The sequence below is a fragment of the Streptomyces sp. NPDC005955 genome, assembly GCF_042871255.1.
Taxonomy (GTDB): Bacteria; Actinomycetota; Actinomycetes; order Streptomycetales; family Streptomycetaceae; genus Streptomyces.
Genome location: NZ_JBIAIF010000021.1, coordinates 51,295 through 69,908, shown reverse-complemented (window position 1 = coordinate 69,908; position 18,614 = coordinate 51,295). Strand labels below are relative to the sequence as shown.

Here is an 18,614-nt window from a genome sequence, read left to right as displayed (position 1 = left end):
GCTGAGGTGTTGGGGTTGTCGGGGGTTGGGGTGGATGATGATTTCTTTGCTTTGGGTGGGCATTCGTTGTTGGCGACGCGGTTGGTGAATCGGGTGCGGTCGGTGTTGGGTGTGGATTTGGCTTTGCGTGTGTTGTTTGATGAGCCGACGGTGGCTGGTGTGGTGCGGCATTTGTCGGGGGTGGGTTCGCGTCCGGTGTTGGAGCGGCGGGAGCGGCCGGTGGTGTTGCCGTTGTCGTTCGCGCAGCGTCGTATGTGGTTCTTGTACAAGTTCGAGGGTGCTTCGGCGACGTACAACATTCCGTTGGTGTTGCGTTTGGTGGGTGAGTTGGATGTGTCGGCGATGGAGGCGGCGCTCAATGATGTGATCGCCCGGCACGAGCCGTTGCGGACGGTGTTCCCCGACCGTGATGGTGAGCCGTATCAGCGCATCCTCACCCCCGCCGAAGCCCACCTCACCCTCCCGGTCGAACCGGTGACGGAGAACGAGATGGCTTCCCGGCTGGCAGCATGTGTTCAGCACGGTTTCGAGCTGGACAGCGAAATCCCGCTGACAGCGAAGCTATTGGCATCGGGACCGAGGGAAGCCGTCCTGGTGCTCGTGATGCACCACATAGCCGCCGACGGCTGGTCGATGACTCCTCTCGCGGCCGATCTAGCTGCCGCTTACGCGGCCCGGCGCGGCGGCGAGGGGCCGGAGTGGGCCCCGCTCCCGGTTCAGTACGCCGACTACAGCGTCTGGCAGCATGAACTGCTCGGCGAGGACACCGACCCCGACAGCTTGCTGCGCCGTCAAGCCGCCTACTGGACCGACAACTTGAGCGGTCTGCCCGACGTCGTCTCCCTGCCCACCGACCGGCCGCGAACGGCGACCCCTTCCTACCGCAGCGACACCGTGAGCTTCGCGGTCGACGCCTCGACGCATGCCGCGTTGCGGGAGCTCGCCCGTGCGTCGGACGCGACGCTGTTCATGGTCCTGCACGCGGGCCTGGCGGCGCTGCTCTCGCGGGTGGGCGCGGGGCGCGACATCGCGGTGGGCTCGCCCATCGCCGGCCGCACCGACGAAGGCCTGGACGACCTGGTGGGCTTCTTCGTCAACACCCTGGTCATACGGGCCGACGTGACGTCGGACCCCACGTTCGGTGAACTCCTGACACAGGTCCGCGAGACGAGTCTCGCCGCGTACAGCCACCAGGACATCCCCTTCGAGTACCTGGTGGAACGGCTCAACCCGCAGCGTTCGCCCGGCCATCACCCGCTCGTCCAGATCATGTTGGCACTCCAGAACAGCACTGACCTGGCCTTCGCACTCCCGGGCCTCCGATCCGAGTTCGTCGACCCGGGCCTGTCCGGTTCACAGTTCGACCTCACCATCAACATGGGTGAGACGTTCGACGAGGACGGTCGCCCCGCTGGCATGTCTGGGCTGATCGAGTTTGCGACGGATCTGTATGACCGGGACTCTGTGGAGTTGTTCGGGGCTCGTTTGGTACGCGTGTTGTCCGGTGCGGTTGCGGAGACCGGCTCGCGGGTGGGTGAGCTGGAGGTCCTGGGTGTGGGTGAGCGGGAGCGGCTGTTGGGTTGGTCGGCGACTGGTGTCGCGCCTGCGTTGACTACATTGCCCGACCTGTTTGTGGGGCGGGTGCGGGAGTGCCCGGATGCGGTGGCGGTGGTGTGTGGTGAAGAGGAATGGTCGTATGGGGAGTTGGGTGGGCGTGCTGCTCGGTTGGCTCGTTGGTTGATTGGTCGGGGTGTGGGTCCTGGTGGTGTGGTGGCGGTTGCGGTGCCGGCGGGTGTGGAGCAGTTGGTTGCGGTGTTGGGTGTGGTGTTGGCGGGTGCTTCTTATGTGCCGGTGGATGTGGAGTATCCGGGGGCGCGGATCGGTTGGTTGTTGGAGGACGCACAACCGAGCCTGGTGCTGACTACACGTGCTGCTGTGGGGAGTTTGCCTGAGGGTCTGCCCGTGGACGTTGTCCTGCTGGACGAGGTCGACACGGATCGACTGTCTGGTGCGGAGGTTACTGATGCTGATCGGGTGGTGCCGTTGTTGCCTTCGCATGTGGCGTATGTGATTTATACGTCGGGTTCGACGGGTCGTCCGAAGGGTGTGGCGGTCACTCATGCTGGTGTGGCGGGGTTTGTTGCGGGTTTGGTGGAGCGGATGGGTGTTGGTGTGGGTGGTCGTGTGTTGCGTACGGCGTCGTTGAGTTTTGATGCGTCGGTGTTGGAGTTGGTGTTGGCGTGGGGTTCGGGTGCGGCGTTGGTGGTGCCGGGGGGTTCTGGTTTGGCGGGGGTGGAGTTGGAGGAGGCTCTTGCACGGGGTGGGGTGTCGCATGCGTTTTTGCCGCCGTCGGTGGTGGGGACGTTGCCGGAGGGTGCGTGGGATCGGTTGGGTGGTTTGGTGGGTTTGGGGGTGGGTGCGGAGGCGTGCCCGCCGGAGTTGGTTGCCCGTTGGTCGGGTGGCGGTCGTCGGTTGGTGAATGCGTATGGTCCGACGGAGATCACGGTGGCTGCGGCGATTAGTGATCCGTTGGTGGTGGGTGGGGGTGCCCCGATTGGGCGGGCGGTTCCGGGGGCGGGGCTGTTCGTGCTGGACGAACGTCTCGGGTTCGTCCCCACGGGCGTGTCAGGAGAGCTGTACGTATCCGGTCCCGGTTTGGCGCGTGGGTATGTGGGGCGGCCGGGTCTGACCGCTGACCGTTTCGTGGCCAATCCCTTCGGTGGTCCGGGTGAGCGGATGTATCGGACGGGTGACCTGGTGCGTTGGGGTGTGGATGGTCAGCTTCGGTATGTGGGTCGTGCTGATGATCAGGTGAAGATTCGTGGTTTCCGTATCGAGCCGGGTGAGGTGCAAGCGGCGCTGGAAGCGGAGCCGGGTGTGTCCCAAGCTTTGGTGGTGGCTCGCCCGCACCACGACGACACCCGACTCGTCGCCTACGTCGTCCCCGCGGATCGTCTCGGCCGCTCCGTCGGCGCCCTGCGCGAATCGTTGAGCCGTGACCTGCCCAGGTACATGGTGCCGTCGGCCGTCGTCGCGCTGGACGAGTTCCCGCTGACCCTGAGCGGGAAGATCGACCGGAGCGCGCTGCCTGCGCCGGAGTACGAGGCCGGTACCTCCCGCGCGCCGCGCACCCAGACCGAAGAGGTCCTGTGCGAGCTGTTCGCCGGGGTGCTGGGTGTTCCGGTGGTGGGGGTGGATGACGATTTCTTCGATTTGGGTGGGCATTCGTTGTTGGCGACTCGGTTGGTGAGTCGGGTGCGTGCGGTGTTGGGGGTGGAGTTGTCGTTGCGGGCGTTGTTCGATGCGCCGACGGTGGCGGGGCTTGCGGGTGGGTTGTCGGGTGTGGGTGTGCGTCCGGTGTTGGAGCGGCGGGTGCGGCCGGAGGTGTTGCCGTTGTCGTTCGCGCAGCGCCGGTTGTGGTTCCTGTACAAGTTCGAGGGCGCGTCGGCGACGTACAACATGCCGCTCGTGCTCAGGCTCACCGGGAAGCTGGACATCGGGGCGCTGGAGGCCGCGCTCAATGACGTCATCGCGCGGCACGAGCCGCTGCGGACCGTGTTCCCCGACGTCGACGGACGGCCCCACCAACGGGTGCTCGGCCCGGAGCAGGCCCGGATCGACGTCGAGGTGGCGGAGATCGGCGAGGAGCAGGTGCCCGAGCGGGTGTCCCGGATCGTGCGGCACGGGTTCGAACTGGACCGGGAGATCCCGGTCCGGGCCGGGCTGCTGGTCACCGGGCCCGATGCGTCCGTGCTGGTCGTGGTCATCCACCACATCGCGGCCGACGGCTGGTCGATGGGGCCGCTGACGCGCGACCTGGTCGCCGCGTACACCGCGCGCCGGGACGGGGCACGACCCGAGTGGACCCCGCTCCCGTTGCAGTACGCGGACTTCACCCTCTGGCAGCACGAGCTGCTCGGGGACGACTCCGATCCGGACAGCCTCTTCGTGCGGCAGGCCGCGTACTGGGCGGACCAGCTGGCCGGGCTGCCGGAACAGGCCACGCTGCCGCCCGACCGGCCCCGCCCCGCGCTTCCGTCCTACCGCGGCGACGTCACGCAGTTCCGGATGGACGCCGCGACCCACGCCGGACTGAGGGCGCTGGCCCGTTCCGCGGACTCGACGCTGTTCATGGTCCTCCAAGCGGGCCTGGCCGCGCTGCTGTCGAGGCTCGGTGCCGGGGACGACGTGCCCGTGGGCTCGCCCATAGCCGGCCGCGGCGACGAGAACCTGGACGACCTGGTCGGGTTCTTCGTCAGCACCCTGGTGTTGCGCACGGACACCTCCGGGGACCCGACCTTCGCCGAGCTGCTGGCCCGGGTGCGCGAGACCTGCCTGGCCGCGTACACGCATCAGGACCTGCCGTTCGAGTACCTGGTGGAGAAGGTCAACCCGCAGCGCTCCACCGCCCACCACCCGCTGTTCCAGGTCGTGCTGGTCCTCCAGAACGACGACGGGGCGCGCTTCGACCTGCCGGGGCTCCAGGTGGGGGCCGAGAAGGCGGGCGCGGGGTCGGCCAAGTTCGACGTCTTCGTCAGCGTCACCGAGACCTTCGACGCAGCGGGCGAGCCGGCCGGCCTCACCGGCCTCGTCGAGTACGCCACCGACCTGTACGACGCGGCGACCATCGACGCCTTCACCGCGCGCTGGACGCGGCTGCTCGACTCGGCGATCGGCGACCCCCGCCGGCCGGTCAGGTCGCTGGACGTCCTGGCAGCGCACGAGCGCGGGACCCTGCTCGAATGGTCCGGAGCCGACCGCGCCGACCTGCCCCCGGTGACCCTGCCGGAACTCTTCCGGGCGGCGGCGGAACGCTCGCCGGACGCCGTGGCGACGATCGCGGGCCACGACGAGACGTCGTACGGCGAGCTGTCGTACGCCGAACTGGACCGTCGCTCGAACCGCGTCGCGCACCACCTGCTGGGTCTCGGGGTCGGCCCCGGCCAACGGGTGGCGCTGCGGATGCGGCGCGGCCCGGAGCTCGTCGTCAGCATCCTCGGTGTGGTGAAGACCGGCGCCGCGTACGTCCCGGTCGACCCGGATTATCCGACCGAGCGGATCGCGTACATGCTCGCCGACGCGGAGCCCGCCGTCGTCCTCGACGACGCCTGGACGGCGGAGGCGAACCGGGAGGCGCTGCCCGACACCGACCCGGGCGTGCCGGTCCACCCCGCGCACACCGCGTACGTCATCTACACGTCCGGGTCCACCGGCCGCCCCAAGGGCGTCGAGGTCACCCACGCCGGGTTCGCCAACCTCGCGCGTGCGCAACTGGACGCGTTCGCGCTCACCCCGGACAGTCGGGTGTTGCAGTTCGCCTCGCCCAGCTTCGACGTGTCGGTGTGGGAGCTGGTGATGGCCTTCGCTTCGGGCGCGGCCCTGGTGGCGGCCTCCGCCGACGCGCTGGCCGGCGAGGCGCTGGCGCAGACGCTCAGCGGGCGGCGGGTGACCCATGTGACGCTGCCCCCGTCGGCGCTGGCGACCCTCGACGCGCGGGGGCCGGACGTGCCCTTCCCCGACCTGGCGGTCCTCCTGGTGGCCGGCGAGGCGTGCTCGCCCGATCTCACGGAACGGTGGGCCCCGGGCCGTCGCATGATCAATGCGTACGGGCCCACCGAGTCCACCGTCGGCGCGGCGATGAGCACCCCGCTGACCGGTCGTGAAAGCGGGGTCGTACCCATGGGGCGGCCCCTGTTCGGACTGTCCGGATACGTCCTGGACGGGGGGTTGCAACTGGTGCCGCAGGGGGTCGTCGGCGAGTTGTACGTCGCCGGGGCGGGCCTGGCCCGTGGCTACCTGGGCCGACCGGGGCTCACCGCCGAACGGTTCGTGGCCAACCCGCTGGGCGGACCGGGGGAGCGGATGTACCGCACCGGTGACGTCGTGCGGTGGAACGCCGACGGTCAGCTGGAGTACCTCGGTCGGGCCGACGACCAGGTGAAGATCCGCGGCTTCCGGGTCGAACCCGGCGAGGTACAGGCCGAGTTGCTGCGTGAGCCCGGCCTCGTCCAGGCGTTCGTGACCGTCCACCGGCACGGCGGGACGGACCCGCGGCTGGTGGCGTACGTGGTGCCCGCGGACCCGGCCGGCTTCTCCGCGGCCGCCGTGCGCGAGGCCCTGCGCGAGCGGCTCCCCGGCTACATGGTGCCCTCGGCGGTGACGACCCTGCCGGAACTGCCGCTCAGCCCCAACGGCAAGGTGGACCGCAAGGCGCTGCCCGCACCCGAGTACGGCGGCGGGGCCGGGCGTCCGCCGCGCACTCCGCGGGAAGAGGTGCTGTGCACCCTCTACGCCGAGGTGCTGGGCCTGCCCGGGGTGAGCGTGGACGACGGCTTCTTCGACCTCGGCGGGCACTCCCTGCTGGCGACCGAGCTGATCAGCCGGATCCAGGCGGTCCTGGGCGTGGAACTTCCCCTGCGCGTCCTCTTCGAGGCGCCGACCGTCGCCGCGCTCGCCCCGCGTCTCGACGAGGACGCCGACTCAGGGTCCGGCGGGGGCGGGGGCGGCACCGGGCCTTCCAGCGCGTTCGAGGTGCTCCTGCCGCTGCGCACCAAGGGCGACCAGGCCCCGCTGTTCTGTCTGCACTCGGGCGGCGGGATGTGCTGGAACTACGCGAGCCTGCTGCCGCACATCGACGCGGACATCCCCCTCTTCGGGCTCCAGGCGCGCGGCCTGTCCGAGCCCGGGAACCTGCCGGGGTCGGTGGAGGAGGTGGCCGACGACTGCATCGAGGCGATGCTCCGGGTGCAGCCGCAAGGGCCGTACCGGCTCATGGGGCACTCCTTCGGCGGCATCGTCGCCCACGCCGTCGCGGCCCGGCTCGCCGAACGGGGGCAACGGGTCGAGCTGGTGGTCTGCCTCGACGCGAAGCCCGCCGCGCAGGAGGACATCCCCGAGCACGCGCACGAGGAGTACTACCGGGGCATCCTCGAACTGCTGGGGGTGAGCACCGCCGAAGTCCCCACGGAGGAGATGACGTTCGAGGAGTTCGCGGCGGTGGCGCGGACGACGAACACCGTGCTGGGCAGCATCGAGGAGAGCGAGTTCCTCACCATCATGCGGGTGATGGAGAACAACATCGACATCACCGGACGCTACCGGCACCGGAGGGTCGCGACCGAGATGATGTTGTTCGCCGCCACCCAGGAGACCGACCACGTGTTGGAGCCGGACGTCTGGCACGAGTACCTCGACGGGCCGTTGGAGTACCGGCGGATGGACTGCTCCCACGCCGGCATGCTCAAACCGGAGACGCTCCACCGCATCGGCGCGATGATCCAGGACCGCCTGCGGCGCGGAACGGACGGTTCCTAGGCGAGGACGGGGAGCTCCGGCCGGTGGGTTGTATCTTGGCGCCGTGGACTACCTGGGTGAACTTCGGCGTGAACTCGATGCGTTCGGCGCTGCGCTGGACGGTGATCTGTCGGCTCCGGTCGAGCACTGCGGCGGTTGGAAGCTGGTGGATCTGGCCGTGCACATGGGGGCGGGGAACCTGTGGGTCGTTGACGCGGTGCGGGAGGGGCACGGCGACGGCTACGACGAGGGTGCCGCTCCCCGCGACCGGGCAGGTCTGAAGGCCTGGTACGCCGAGTCGGCGGACGCGCTGGTGCAGGCCCTGTCGGTGGATCCCTCGGCCGGGGCGTGGACCTTCCACCCGCCGCACACGGTCGGGTTCTGGCGTCGGCGCCGCAGCCAGGAGACGCTGATGCACCGATGGGACGCCGAGCACGCGCTCGGTGCGCCGAAGCCGATGGACGCGGCGCTCGCCTCCGACGGAATCGCCGAGGTCTTCGACACCATGGCGCCCCGCTTGGTCGCCGGGGGCGCCGCCACCCGTCCCGAGCGGGCCGTGCGGATCACCGCCACCGACACGGGCCGCCGCGTGACCTACGGGCCCGGTGAGCCGATCGCGGAGCTCTCGGGCACGGCCGAGGACCTGCTGCTGGTGTTGTGGGGGCGCAAGCCGCGGGACACTGCATCGGTGACCTGGGCCGGGGACCGTGAAGCGGGGTTGGGCGTGCTGGCCGGCCCGCTGGTCCCCTGACGCGGCATCAGGCGACCTTCGCCCGGGCAGCAACAGCAACAGCACCGCCCGCGTTCCGACAGGTGCAGCCCGTGCGAGCGTTCCGGCCCCCTGGTGCCGCAGGGTGCGGTGCAGCAACCGGGAGGCACGTCACGACGGGTCACCACAGGGCGGACGTTGCCTGATGCGGCCCTAGCCGGCGCGCAGCCGGACGCGGTCCGGGGTGAGGTCCTTGACCGAGGTGGCGCCCAGCAACTGCATGGTCTGCTTGACCTCGGTCGAGAGGATGTCCAGCACCCGGCGCACGCCGGCCTCGCCACCCGCCATCAGCCCGTAGAGATAGGCCCGGCCGACGAGGACCGCGGTGGCCCCCATGCAGACCGCCGCCACGGCGTCCGCGCCGGAGCGCACCCCGCCGTCGAGATAGACCTCCGCGGCGCCGTCCACCGCGCTGACCACCGCGGGCAGTTCCTCCAACGGCACCGGCGAACGGTCCAGTTGGCGCCCGCCGTGATTGCTGACGACCACGGCGTCGACGCCGAGGCCGACGATCAGCCGCGCGTCCTCGGCCGTCTGGACGCCCTTGACGATGAGCTTGCCCGGCCAGACCTCCCGCAGCCACGCCACGTCGTCGGCGGTCGCCGCCGGGTCGAACATCAGATTGCCGAGGTCCGCAGCGGTGCCCTGCCACTGGGTGAGGGAGGCGAACTCCAGGGGTGGGGTGGTCAGCAGGTTCAGCCACCACCACGGCCGCAACGCCCCGTCCAGCAGGGTGCGCGCGGTCAGCGCCGGCGGGATCGTCATGCCGTTGCGCACGTCCCGCAGCCGGGACCCCGCGACCGGCGTGTCCACGGTCAGCATCAACGCCTCGTACCCGGCCTCCGCGGCGCCGCACACCAGGTCCAGGCTGCGGGCCCGGTCCCGCCACAGGTACAGCTGGAACCAGCGGCGCACGCCGGGCACGGCGGCGGCCAGCGTCCCGGCGGCCGTGGTGCCCATCGTGGACAGCGTGTACGGCACCCCGTGGGCGGCGGACGCCCGGGCCACGGCCACTTCGCCCTCGTGGTGCATCATCCGGGTGAAGCCGGTCGGGGCGAGCGCGAGGGGGAGGGCGGACACCTCGCCGAGCAGGGTCGCCGAGGTGTCGACCGCCGAGACGTCCCGCAGCACGGTGGGCCGGAACTCGATCCGGTGGAAGGCGGACCGGTTGCGGGCCAGCGAGAGTTCCTCGCCCGCGCCCCCGTCCGTGTAGTCGAAGACGGCTCTGGGGGCGCGCCGGCGGGCGGCGGCCCGCAGGTCCGCCACGTCGGCGGCGGCGGCGAGCCGTCGCCGGGCCCCGCCGGGCCGGGGCCGCCGCGGTCGCAGCAGAGGCGCAAGTTCGGCCGGGCGCGGGAACCGGCGTCGGAGGCGGTTGCCCACCGGTGGTGACGGGAAGCCGTCCAAGGCCCCTCCTCGTGCTCAGGGCCCTCGCGATCGGCCACGGGCTGCGCCCGGGAGGACCCGGGGGCCGTCCTGCCAGGTCACGGGCACTGTACGGCCGGGGTGCGGCGCGCGACGACAACTGTTCGGCTGCGCAAGCCCGTCGGAGCCGTCCTGCCCCGCCGTGCTGGCCTGCGGTGCGTGGGCGGCACCCCGTTCAACTGCGCACGACTCCCGGGTGCGCGGCGGCCGGCCCGGAGCGGATCGGCCGCCCGGGGCGCGCCGTCAGGGCCGGGCGCCGGGCCCGAAGCCCGTCCAGCGCAGGTCCGCGGGGAGATGGCTCATGTCGTTGTAGACGACCAGCGACGGGGCCGCGCCGGTGTAGTACTCGATGGCCGTCACTGCGGTGTTCCCGCAGCTCATCCCCAACCACCGCTCGGGTGGGGCGCCGAGGGCGTGCCGCAGCAGCCAAGCCACCTGGTAGGCGTGGGTGACCAGGACCTCGTGGGTCTCGGTGTCGGCGGGGCGGGCGAAGCGGTCGGTCAGCGCGTCCGCGAGGCGTTCCCCCCTGGCCGCTTCGACGGGGTCGTAGCCGTCGAAGACCCCGGCCCATGCCGCCGGGGGTTCCTTCGGCACGTGCGGGATGTGGTCGGTGAGTTCGGCCGCCTCCCGCACGGGGACCCCGTCCAGACGTTCGCCGATGAGCTGGGCGGAGTGCACCGCCCGGGGCAGCGGCGAGTGCCACACCGTGTCGATCGGCAGGCGGGCCAGACGCTCCGCGAGCAACTCGGTCTGGCGCCGCCCGACTTCGGTGAGCCTCCCGAAGGTGTCCGCCGCGCCGTGCCTGACCATGAACAGACGCCGAGTCGCCATGTCAGCCCTTCCCGAGGGAGGTGAGTGCAGAGATGCTCGGAACATTCGGATGGTACCAACATTTCGACGCCTGGCGAGCCGTGCGGAACGCGGGCCGGCACACGGGCGGCCGCGGCGACCGTGCGCGGGCACGGGCCGGCGGCCCGCGGGGCGCCCACGGGTTGCAGGGGCGGGGCCGCCCGGGCCGGGTCTACCGGGCGGACGCGTCCTTGATGAGGTCGATCTGGTGCGTGGCCACGTGGTTCACGTTCCCCGTCGTGGTCCCCACGGCCCGCACATGAGCGACGACGCTGCCGAGGCGCATGACGACATGGGTCGTGCTGGTGCCCCGGAACGCTTCGGTCTCGTCCGCGCCGGACGCGATCTCGACCCGCTGCGGCGCCGTGACGGAGGCGCGCGCCGTGGCCGCCAGGCTCTTGCGCACGGCGCTCGCCGCCTTCGGGGAATCGAAGGCGTAGAGGGTGAACTCGATGTGGCCCTCGTCCGTGGATCCCTCGGCTCCGAGTTCCTTCTTGCCGCCGGCCACCAGTCCGTCGCAGGACGCGCCGCTGCTCCCGGTGCAGTTCTGACGTGCCTCCGGCCCCGTGACCACGGTCGGGTCGTCCCCGACGAGGGCGTCGCCCAGGGTGTAGTCGGTGGGCAGCGCCGAGCGCACCTGCGCGGCCGACAGCGAGATGAACGCCTTTGCCTTCGTGGCCCTCCCGCTCGCCGCGGGCGCGTCGCTGACCTTCCCGGTCGTGGCCTCTTCGCCGTCCCCACAGCCGGTCAGCGTGGCTACCAGTGCTGCGCTGAGCAGCATTCCCCGTATCGCGGCCTGCACCCGAACTCCCCCCACACGCACCCTGCTTGACGGCGCCTACTAAACCACCGTCGGTTGGGGTCTTCACAATTCGCGTCCTCGACGGCGGGCGTCGGAGCCGGCGCGCCTACGCGGTTTCGCCGTCCGGGCCGGTTCCGGCTCCTTCGGGGGCGCTCCCGCGGAGGGTGATGACATCCGTGGGGTCCCAGATGTCGGTGTCGCCGTGGGTGACCACGATCAGGGTGCCGGGCCACTGTCGTAGCGTCTGGACGACGTGGCGTTCCGTGGTCGTGTCGAGCGCGGCCGTCGCTTCGTCGAGGATGAGGACCGGTGCGTTCTTCAGGAGGGCGCGCGCCAGGGCGATGCGTTGGCGTTCTCCGCCGGAGAGCGCGTTTCCGTGGTGGCCCACCTGCTGGTGGATGCCGTGGGGGGAGCGGGTGACGACGGTGTCCAGATGGGCCTTCCGAGCGGCTTCGAGCACGTCGTCGTCGGTGGCCGCGGGATCGCCGAGTCGGATGTTCTCGGCGAGGGTGCCGTCGAACACGAGGGGCTCTTGGGGGACGTAGGCGAAGTGCGGGGCGAGGTCTTCGTAGCGCAGGTCCGTCAGGGCGGCTCCGCCCAGACGCACGCTCCCCTCCTCGGGGTCGTCGAAGCGCATGAGCAGATGGAGCAGGGTGCTCTTGCCGCTCCCCGTGGGGCCGGTGACGAGCACCCGCGCCCCTTCCGGGACGACGGCGCGGACGTCGCGGAGCACGGGCGGGTGGGTGAGGCCCACGAGTTCCAGTGCGTGGCCGTTGCGCGGGGCGCTCCGTGAGGGTTCCGGCAGGGTCGGTGCGGTGACTGCGGTGCGGTACTGCTGGACCGTGGTGCGCAGGTCGTTCACCGTCAGTCCGGCGAGGGCGAGCGCGTCCAGGGGCGCCGCGGCCCGCCCGGTCAGGACCAGGAGCGCGAGCGCTGCTGCGGGATCGTCGATGCCCGTGACCGCGAGGAGCACGACGACGCCGGCGAGCGGAAGGACGCCGGCGAGGTGGGAGACGAGGGCCGCCGGTGCGGAGGCGTCGTTGGTGCGCGCCAGTGCGGCTTGCTGGGCCCGCCAGGTGGCCGCGAGGCGTGCGACGGCCCGATCGGGGCCGGCGGCCGTCCGCAGCAGTTCGAGATGGTCGACGAACTCCAGCGAAGCCGCGGCGGCGGCCTGCTCGGCGTCGCCCCGGCCGGCGTCCGCGCGGGCCAGGGCCCGCTGGGCGAGGCTCTGCGCGAGGAAGGCGAGGGCCAGCAGCACGCCGACGAACAGCATCGCGGACGGCCCGCTGACGATCCCGATGCCGACGAGCAACAGGAGGGGGATCAGCGGCGACAGGACGAAGGTCTGCAACTGGTGGGCGGGCACGCTCATCAGCGTCGGGACGGCGCGGCCGGCGACGGTCCCGACCAGTGCGCGGTTGGTCTCCGTGAACCAGGACAGCTTGGCCCGCGCGAACGCGGTACCGAGCCCGTCGTAGAGGTCGCCGGCGAGCCGGGCGCCGGTGAGGTAGCCGCTGCGCGAGACCAGCACGGTCGTCGCGACGGCCACTCCCGCCGCGCCGAGCACCGGTGCGGGCGGCTCCCCGTTCGCGAGGGCCCGGGCGAGCACCGTGTACGCGGACGCCTCCGCAACGGCGACGAGCACCCAGCCGCACGCGATCAGGGTCAGCCGCCGCTTCGCTGCGGCGGGAAGCGCCTGCGGCGCGGGCGTGGTCATCGTCGTCCTCCGGTCCTCGTGAGGTGCCCCTCGGCGAGCGTGAGCCGTGCGTCGGCGGTCGCGGCGAGCTGAAGGTCGTGCGTGACGACGATCAGCGTCTTCCCCGAGTCGGCGAGGAGGCGCAGCTCCGCCATGACTTGGGCGGCCGTCCGTTCGTCGAGTGCGCTGGTCGGTTCGTCCAGGAGGATCACGGGCGCTCCGGTGAGGAAGGCCCGTGCCAGTGCGACGCGTTGTCGTTCGCCCCCGGAGAGGTTCGTCGTGCCGGTCCCCGGCGGGACGTCGAGCTGCGCCCGCCGGAGCCCCTCGGCGAGGTCCTCGTCCGTGGCGTCCGGGGCGGAGAGGCGAAGGGTGTCGCGGACCGTCCCGGGCAGCACGTCACCCCCCTGCGGAACGAGGAGCACCGGCCCACCGGAGGGCTGTGCGGTCGGGTCGGGCGGGAGGACGACGTGCCCTGCCGTCGCCGGTTCGAGTCCGGCGACGACACGCAGCAGCGTCGTCTTGCCGCATCCGCTGAGCCCGGTGACGGCGGTGATCGTCCCCGGCTCGAAGGTGTGCGTCACCTCGTCGAGGAGGACGCGTTCCGCGTTCCCGACCGTGAGACGGACCAGGGCCGTACGTGGCGTGGCCCCCGCCGCGCCGGCTCGCCGTACGGCGGGCGTGACGACGGGTTCCCGGAACACCTCGGCGATCCGGTCCGCGGCGGCGCGGCCCGCGCGGACGTAGTCGAGACCGTGGCCCAGGCGCAGCGCCGGGGTGACGGTGGCCAGGCCGAACAGCAGCATCGCGGCGAGCGTTCCGGCGTCCTGTCCGTGGCCGACGGCGTAGGCGACGGCATAGGTCGCGGCTGCTTGGAGCAGCGCTCCCGCGACGGCGGCGAGCGTCGCCACCCGTCCCACCCAGCGGACCATGCCGGTGGTGAAACCACGGGCCGCCGCCGCGTAGCGGGCCGCGGCGCCGCCTTGGGCTCCGTAGACGCGGCTGATGCGGATTCCGCGGGCGTAGTCGTCCACCGCGGCGACGATGTCGCCCATCACCCGGGCGCTCTCGGCTCCGTGGCGTGCGGAGGTCCGCGGCACGACGAGCAGGTAGTAGCAGGCGGCGAGCAGCCCGGGCACGAGGGCGAACAACGCGGCCGGCCCCGCGACGCACAGGAGGGCGACCGTGCTCGCCAGGGGCACGACGGCGAGTATCGCGAGTTCGGCCGGCAGGTGGGCGACGGCGTGGTGCAGCGCCGCGATGTCGTCGGAGACCAGTCGGCGCAGTGCGTCACCGCCGCGCCGGGCGAGTGCGCTCGTCGGCATCCGGGCCAGGTGCCCCGCCACGTCGTGTCGCAGACGTTGGGCGAAGCGGGCCTCGCCGTGGTGCGCCGTCCACGAGGACACGGCGGACAGCAGGCCGCTGACGGCCCATGCGGTGCAGGCCCGCACCGCGTGCGTGGGCGTCGGGTCGGTGAGGAGCCGGGTCGCGAACCAGAGCGCGCCGAGACCGCAGAGCCCGGCCACGGCTGCGGTGAGCGAGGCGATGCCGAGCATCGGGAGGCTGGGCAGCAGCGCCCGCGCGAGGGGCGGACGCCGGACCGGTGGCGAGGGCGATCCGTGTTCAGAGGTCATCGACGCCCTCCCGTCGGGTCGTGCGGTCGCGTCCGATCGGTACGACCTGGGGGGTGCCGGCGACGGGATCGGGGACGACGAGGCAGCGCAGCCCGAAGACGTCCTCGACCAGGTCCGCGGTGACGACGTCGGACGGTGGGCCCTCGGCGACGACGGCGCCGTCCTTCATGGCGATCATGTGTGTCGCGTACCGCGCGGCCTGGTTGAGGTCGTGGAGCACCGCGACCAGGGTGCGGCCGGCCAGGTGCAGGTCGGTGAAGAGTTCGAGCAGTTCGATCTGATGGGTGAGGTCGAGGAAGGTCGTCGGTTCGTCGAGGAGGAGGATGTCCGTCTGCTGGGCGAGTGCCATCGCCACCCAGACGCGCTGGCGTTGCCCGCCGGAGAGCTCGTCGACCAGGCGCGGCGACAGGTCCTCGACGCCGGTCGCGGCCATGGCTTCGGCGACGGTTCGTTGGTCGGTGTCGGTCCACTGGCGGATGAGCTTCTGGTACGGGTAGCGGCCGCGGGCGACGAGGTCGGCGACCCGGATGCCGTCGGGGGCGAGCGAGGACTGCGGGAGCAGTCCGAGCCGCCGGGCGACGTCCTTGGCCCGGTAGGCGTGGATGTCCTGCCCGTCGAGGACGATCTGTCCGTTCGAGGGCCGCAGGAGTCGGGAGAGTCCGCGCAGCAGCGTGGACTTGCCGCAGGCGTTGGGGCCCACGATGACGGTGAACGACCGGTCCGGGATCGCCACGGACAGCCGGGTGTTGACCGGGCGCCCGTCGTATCCGATCGTCACGTTCTCGGCGCGGAGCCGGGAGCCGTTCGACGGGTGCACGCGCGTCTCGGTGTCGGAGCGGGTCATGTGTTTCGTCTCGTTTCGCGGATCAGCAGCCAGATCAGGTACAGCCCGCCGAGGCAGACGGTGATCAGGCCGACGGGCACGGGCCGGTACGCCTGCGCGATCGCCAGCGACGTCGCTTGGGCGAGGGCGAGGAGAGCGGCCCCCACGAACGCGGCGGAGGCGACCGTGACCCCCGGGGTGCGGGTCAGTCGCCGAGCGAGCTGCGGCGCGCAGAGGGCGACGAACCCGATCGGTCCGGCCGCGGCGGTCACCAGGGCGCTCGTGGCGACGCCCGTGATCAGGAGCACCGGTCGGGCGCGGGCGGCGCTGACCCCTTGGGCGAGGGCCGCGTCGTCGCCCAACTCCAACTGCCGCAGCGCCGGGGCGAGGACGGTGACGCATCCGAGGACGAGCGCACCGCCGATCAGCGTGGGGACGAGGGAGCCCCATCCCACCCGGCTCAGTGAGCCCGCTCCCCAGAAGCCGACGCTCATGGCGTCGTTGATGTCGGCCCGGGTGATGAGGTAGGAGTTGATCGAGCCGAGCATGGCCGAGACGGCGATGCCCACGATGATCAGCCGGAACCCCTGCACGCCCTTGCGGTACGCGAGCAGGTAGACCGCGCCCGCGGTGAGCAGACCTCCCGCGATCGCGGCGGTGGCCACCGACCCGTAGTGGTGGCCGCCGAGGAGCAGCATGGTCAGGACGACGCCGGTGTAGGAGCCGGCGTCGAAGCCGATCACGTCCGGTGAGCCGAGGGGGTTGCGGGTGAGGGACTGGAAGACGGCCCCGCCGATGCCCAGCAGCGCGCCGAACAGGAGCGCGCCGATCGCCATCGGCAGCCGCCATTCCGTCACGATCAGCCGGTGGAAGTCGTCGCCCTGCCCGGTGAGCGCCCGTACGACCTCCACGGGACCGAGCGGATAGTCGCCGAAGCCGAGGGAGAGCACCGCGACGCTCACCGCGAGGGCTGCGAGGGCCGTGTTGACGGCCAGGGTCCGGATGCCGAAGCGGGTGGCGACGACGCTGCCGATGCGGAGGCGGGAGTGCCGGTAGCCGAAGTCGATCGGTCTCGGCCCGGGGGTGGAGCGGTTCACAGTCCGGCTGCCTTCCTGCGACGTACGAGGGCGATGAGCACGGGGGCGCCGATCAGGGCCGTCAGCACGCCTGCTTCGATCTCTCCGGGGCGGGCGACGACCCGCCCGATCACATCGGCGGCCAGGACGACGGTCGGCGAGGCCAGGACGGTGTAGGCGATGATCCACCGCTGGTCGGGTCCGGTGAACCAGCGCACGACGTGCGGGACCATCAGCCCGATGAACGCCATTCCTCCGGTCAGCGCCGTGGCGCCGCCCGCGAGCAGCGTGACCGCGGCGATCCCGGCGATGCGGGTGCGGGTGACGCGGGCGCCCAGTGCCGCGGCCTGGTCGTCGCCCAGGGCGACGGCGTTCAACGCTCCGCCCAGGCAGAACGCGATCACCAGCCCGACGACGAGGAACGGCAGCACGGCCAGCGTGTCGGGGATCGAGGTGCGGTCGAGCGATCCGAGGCCCCAGTTCCTGAGGGACCGGAAGGTCTCCTCGTCCATGAGCATCATGAACGTCGAGAACGCCGTCAGCACCGCGGCCAGGGCCACCCCGGCGAGCACCAGCGTGACGGGGGAGGCGGACCCCCTGCCCGAGGAGCCGATCGCGTACACGACCACGGTGGCGACGACCGCGCCCAGGAAGGCGAACCACACGTACCCGGTGACGCCCGACACTCCGAACAGGCCCACCCCGATGGTGATCGCGAATCCCGCCCCCGCGTTCACGCCCAGGATCCCCGGGTCGGCGAGCGGGTTCCGGGTGAGTGCCTGGATCAGCGCTCCGGCGACCCCGAACGCGATGCCCGAGACGATGCCGACGACGGTGCGGGGCACCCGCAGCGTCCACACGATCGACGCCGCCTCGGACCCGTCGGGGTGGAACACGTTCCGCCACACGTCCCGCAGCGGGAGCGGATTCGCGCCGAAGCTCACGCTCAGCGCCAGCACGCAGGCGAGGACGACCGTCAGCGCCAGCAGCCCGCACATCCGCCGGGCCTGCGGGAGTCGGTCCGGGCGTTTCTTCTCCAGCAGGACGGGCGACGCGTCCGTGGTCATGGTCCTCCTCCATCAGGAGCGTGCGGGGCGCGCCAACGCTCGCGCCCCGCACCGGTGGGCGGTCAGAGGGCGTCGGCGAGGCGCGGGACGAGGTGCCCGGTCGCCCACTTGTTCCCGATCGGCCCGCCGCTGCTGATCGCCCACAGCAGGTCCCCGCCGTCGTCGGTCTTCGGCGGGAGCTGCACGAAGTTCCCCGAGGACACGGCGCCGAGGTTCCGGAACAGGTCGCGGCCGGTCAGCTCCCGCATCTCCTTGTCCCCCACGGCCGCGCTCTGACCGAGCAGCAGCACGTCGGCGTCGATCTTCGCCAGCAGTTCGTCGCTGACCGTGGCGTCCCGGGCGAACTCCCGTGCGCTCGGGTTCTTGGCGAAGCCGAGTTCCCCGAGGAACGCCTCCGGAGCGGAATCGGGCCGCGACAGGTACTGGAGCCCGTTGGCCTCGCCGTAGAAGATCGCCCAGGTCGCGGTGAGCCCTTCGAACTCCGGGTGCTTCTTGCGCAGCGTCGCGAAGTGCTTCTCGTGGTCGTCGACGACGCGCTGCGCGGCGCCGACGAGGTCGAGCGTCTCCCCGAGCACACGGATCGAGTCCTGCCAGGGGATGAGCAGTTGGGACGAGGTGTCCGGGCTGGTCACGACCGGGGCGATGCTCTTCAGCCGGTCGTAGTGGTCGGCGAGCTTCACCCCGCCGAGGCCGTCCGTCCACCCGACGGCGACGATGAGGTCCGGCTTGCTCGCGGCGATCGCCTCGACCGGCACCTCCTCGCCCATCACGAACTCGTACGTCTTGACGTCGTCCGCACCGTGCCCGCCGAGGTACCCGCCCTCCTTGACGAAGCTGGAGCTGAGCACGGGCGTCACCCCGAGCGAGAGGAGCAGTTCCGTGTCGATCGCGTTCGGCACGACCGCCGCGATCCGTTCGGGACGCTTCTCCAACACGGTCTTGCCGAAGGGCGATTCCAGGGTCAGGGGATACGAGGTCTTCCCCTCGGCGGCCGGCAGTCGGCTCGACGGGTCGCCGGTCGCCGCCTTCCGGGACGCGGGGGTGGACTCCGTGGACGAGCATCCGGTCAGGGTGAGGGCAGCGGCCAGCGCCGTGCCGATCAGGCCGGCGATGCTGCGGCGTCGTGTGAGGTTCATGAGTGCCGTTCTTGTGTTTCTCGGGGTGGGGACGAGCAGGGTGGGGTGAC

11 protein-coding genes are annotated in these 18,614 nt (G+C 71.6%); 2 read left to right on the top strand and 9 right to left on the bottom strand.

Translation table 11 applies throughout. From position 1 onward, the window contains the following. Window positions 1-6: 6 nt before the first annotated feature. A complete protein-coding gene (locus ACFYOU_RS32235) occupies window positions 7-7,314 on the top strand; it encodes an amino acid adenylation domain-containing protein (protein WP_391310712.1) in 7,308 nt (2,435 codons plus the stop codon). A 43-nt stretch (window positions 7,315-7,357) separates the two neighbouring features. Continuing rightward, a complete protein-coding gene (locus ACFYOU_RS32230) occupies window positions 7,358-8,044 on the top strand; it encodes a maleylpyruvate isomerase family mycothiol-dependent enzyme (RefSeq protein WP_391310711.1) in 687 nt (228 codons plus the stop codon). A 171-nt stretch (window positions 8,045-8,215) separates the two neighbouring features. On the opposite strand, the gene ACFYOU_RS32225 is transcribed toward ACFYOU_RS32230, so the two are convergent. The 9 genes from ACFYOU_RS32225 to ACFYOU_RS32185 form a co-directional block, all read right to left on the bottom strand. Beyond that, the gene (locus ACFYOU_RS32225; protein WP_391310709.1) at window positions 8,216-9,466 is read right to left on the bottom strand and encodes an alpha-hydroxy-acid oxidizing protein; all 1,251 of its coding nucleotides are present in this window, start codon (window positions 9,464-9,466) and stop codon (window positions 8,216-8,218) included. A 261-nt stretch (window positions 9,467-9,727) separates the two neighbouring features. Then, window positions 9,728-10,315 (bottom strand): histidine phosphatase family protein, encoded by a 588-nt coding sequence (locus ACFYOU_RS32220; protein ID WP_389772733.1) that lies wholly within the window; start codon window positions 10,313-10,315, stop codon window positions 9,728-9,730. A gap of 190 nt (window positions 10,316-10,505) precedes the next feature. Continuing rightward, the gene (locus ACFYOU_RS32215; RefSeq protein WP_391310706.1) at window positions 10,506-11,114 is read right to left on the bottom strand and encodes a hypothetical protein; all 609 of its coding nucleotides are present in this window, start codon (window positions 11,112-11,114) and stop codon (window positions 10,506-10,508) included. Window positions 11,115-11,241: 127 nt separating this feature from the next. Next, entirely contained in the window at window positions 11,242-12,852 is a 1,611-nt protein-coding gene (locus ACFYOU_RS32210) for an ATP-binding cassette domain-containing protein (protein ID WP_391310704.1), read from the bottom strand. Next, window positions 12,849-14,462 carry an ATP-binding cassette domain-containing protein gene (locus ACFYOU_RS32205; RefSeq protein ID WP_391310701.1) on the bottom strand — a complete coding sequence of 538 codons (1,614 nt, stop codon included), beginning with the start codon at window positions 14,460-14,462 and terminating at the stop codon, window positions 12,849-12,851. Before ACFYOU_RS32205 ends, ACFYOU_RS32210 begins: the two co-directional genes overlap by 4 nt. Then, a complete protein-coding gene (locus ACFYOU_RS32200) occupies window positions 14,452-15,306 on the bottom strand; it encodes an ATP-binding cassette domain-containing protein (protein WP_391310699.1) in 855 nt (284 codons plus the stop codon). Before ACFYOU_RS32200 ends, ACFYOU_RS32205 begins: the two co-directional genes overlap by 11 nt. After that, window positions 15,303-16,382, bottom strand: a complete 1,080-nt coding sequence (locus ACFYOU_RS32195; protein WP_391310697.1) for an iron chelate uptake ABC transporter family permease subunit — start codon at window positions 16,380-16,382, stop codon at window positions 15,303-15,305. The genes ACFYOU_RS32200 and ACFYOU_RS32195 overlap by 4 nt, the downstream gene beginning before the upstream one ends. Next, entirely contained in the window at window positions 16,379-17,428 is a 1,050-nt protein-coding gene (locus tag ACFYOU_RS32190; RefSeq protein ID WP_391310694.1) for an iron chelate uptake ABC transporter family permease subunit, read from the bottom strand. Before ACFYOU_RS32190 ends, ACFYOU_RS32195 begins: the two co-directional genes overlap by 4 nt. A gap of 62 nt (window positions 17,429-17,490) precedes the next feature. Then, complete coding sequence (locus tag ACFYOU_RS32185; protein ID WP_391310692.1) at window positions 17,491-18,564, bottom strand: ABC transporter substrate-binding protein; 1,074 nt, start codon at window positions 18,562-18,564, stop codon at window positions 17,491-17,493. Window positions 18,565-18,614: the final 50 nt, after the last annotated feature.

Excerpts from the sequence above, each read along its gene's own strand:
- ACFYOU_RS32205 (WP_391310701.1), bottom strand. The coding sequence starts at position 14,462 with ATGACCTCTGAACACGGATCGCCCTCGCCACCGGTCCGGCGTCCGCCC.
- ACFYOU_RS32190 (WP_391310694.1), bottom strand. The coding sequence starts at position 17,428 with ATGACCACGGACGCGTCGCCCGTCCTGCTGGAGAAGAAACGCCCGGAC.
- ACFYOU_RS32185 (WP_391310692.1), bottom strand. The coding sequence starts at position 18,564 with ATGAACCTCACACGACGCCGCAGCATCGCCGGCCTGATCGGCACGGCG.
- ACFYOU_RS32215 (WP_391310706.1), bottom strand. The coding sequence starts at position 11,114 with ATGCTGCTCAGCGCAGCACTGGTAGCCACGCTGACCGGCTGTGGGGAC.
- ACFYOU_RS32220 (WP_389772733.1), bottom strand. The coding sequence starts at position 10,315 with ATGGCGACTCGGCGTCTGTTCATGGTCAGGCACGGCGCGGCGGACACC.
- ACFYOU_RS32210 (WP_391310704.1), bottom strand. The coding sequence starts at position 12,852 with ATGACCACGCCCGCGCCGCAGGCGCTTCCCGCCGCAGCGAAGCGGCGG.
- ACFYOU_RS32200 (WP_391310699.1), bottom strand. The coding sequence starts at position 15,306 with ATGACCCGCTCCGACACCGAGACGCGCGTGCACCCGTCGAACGGCTCC.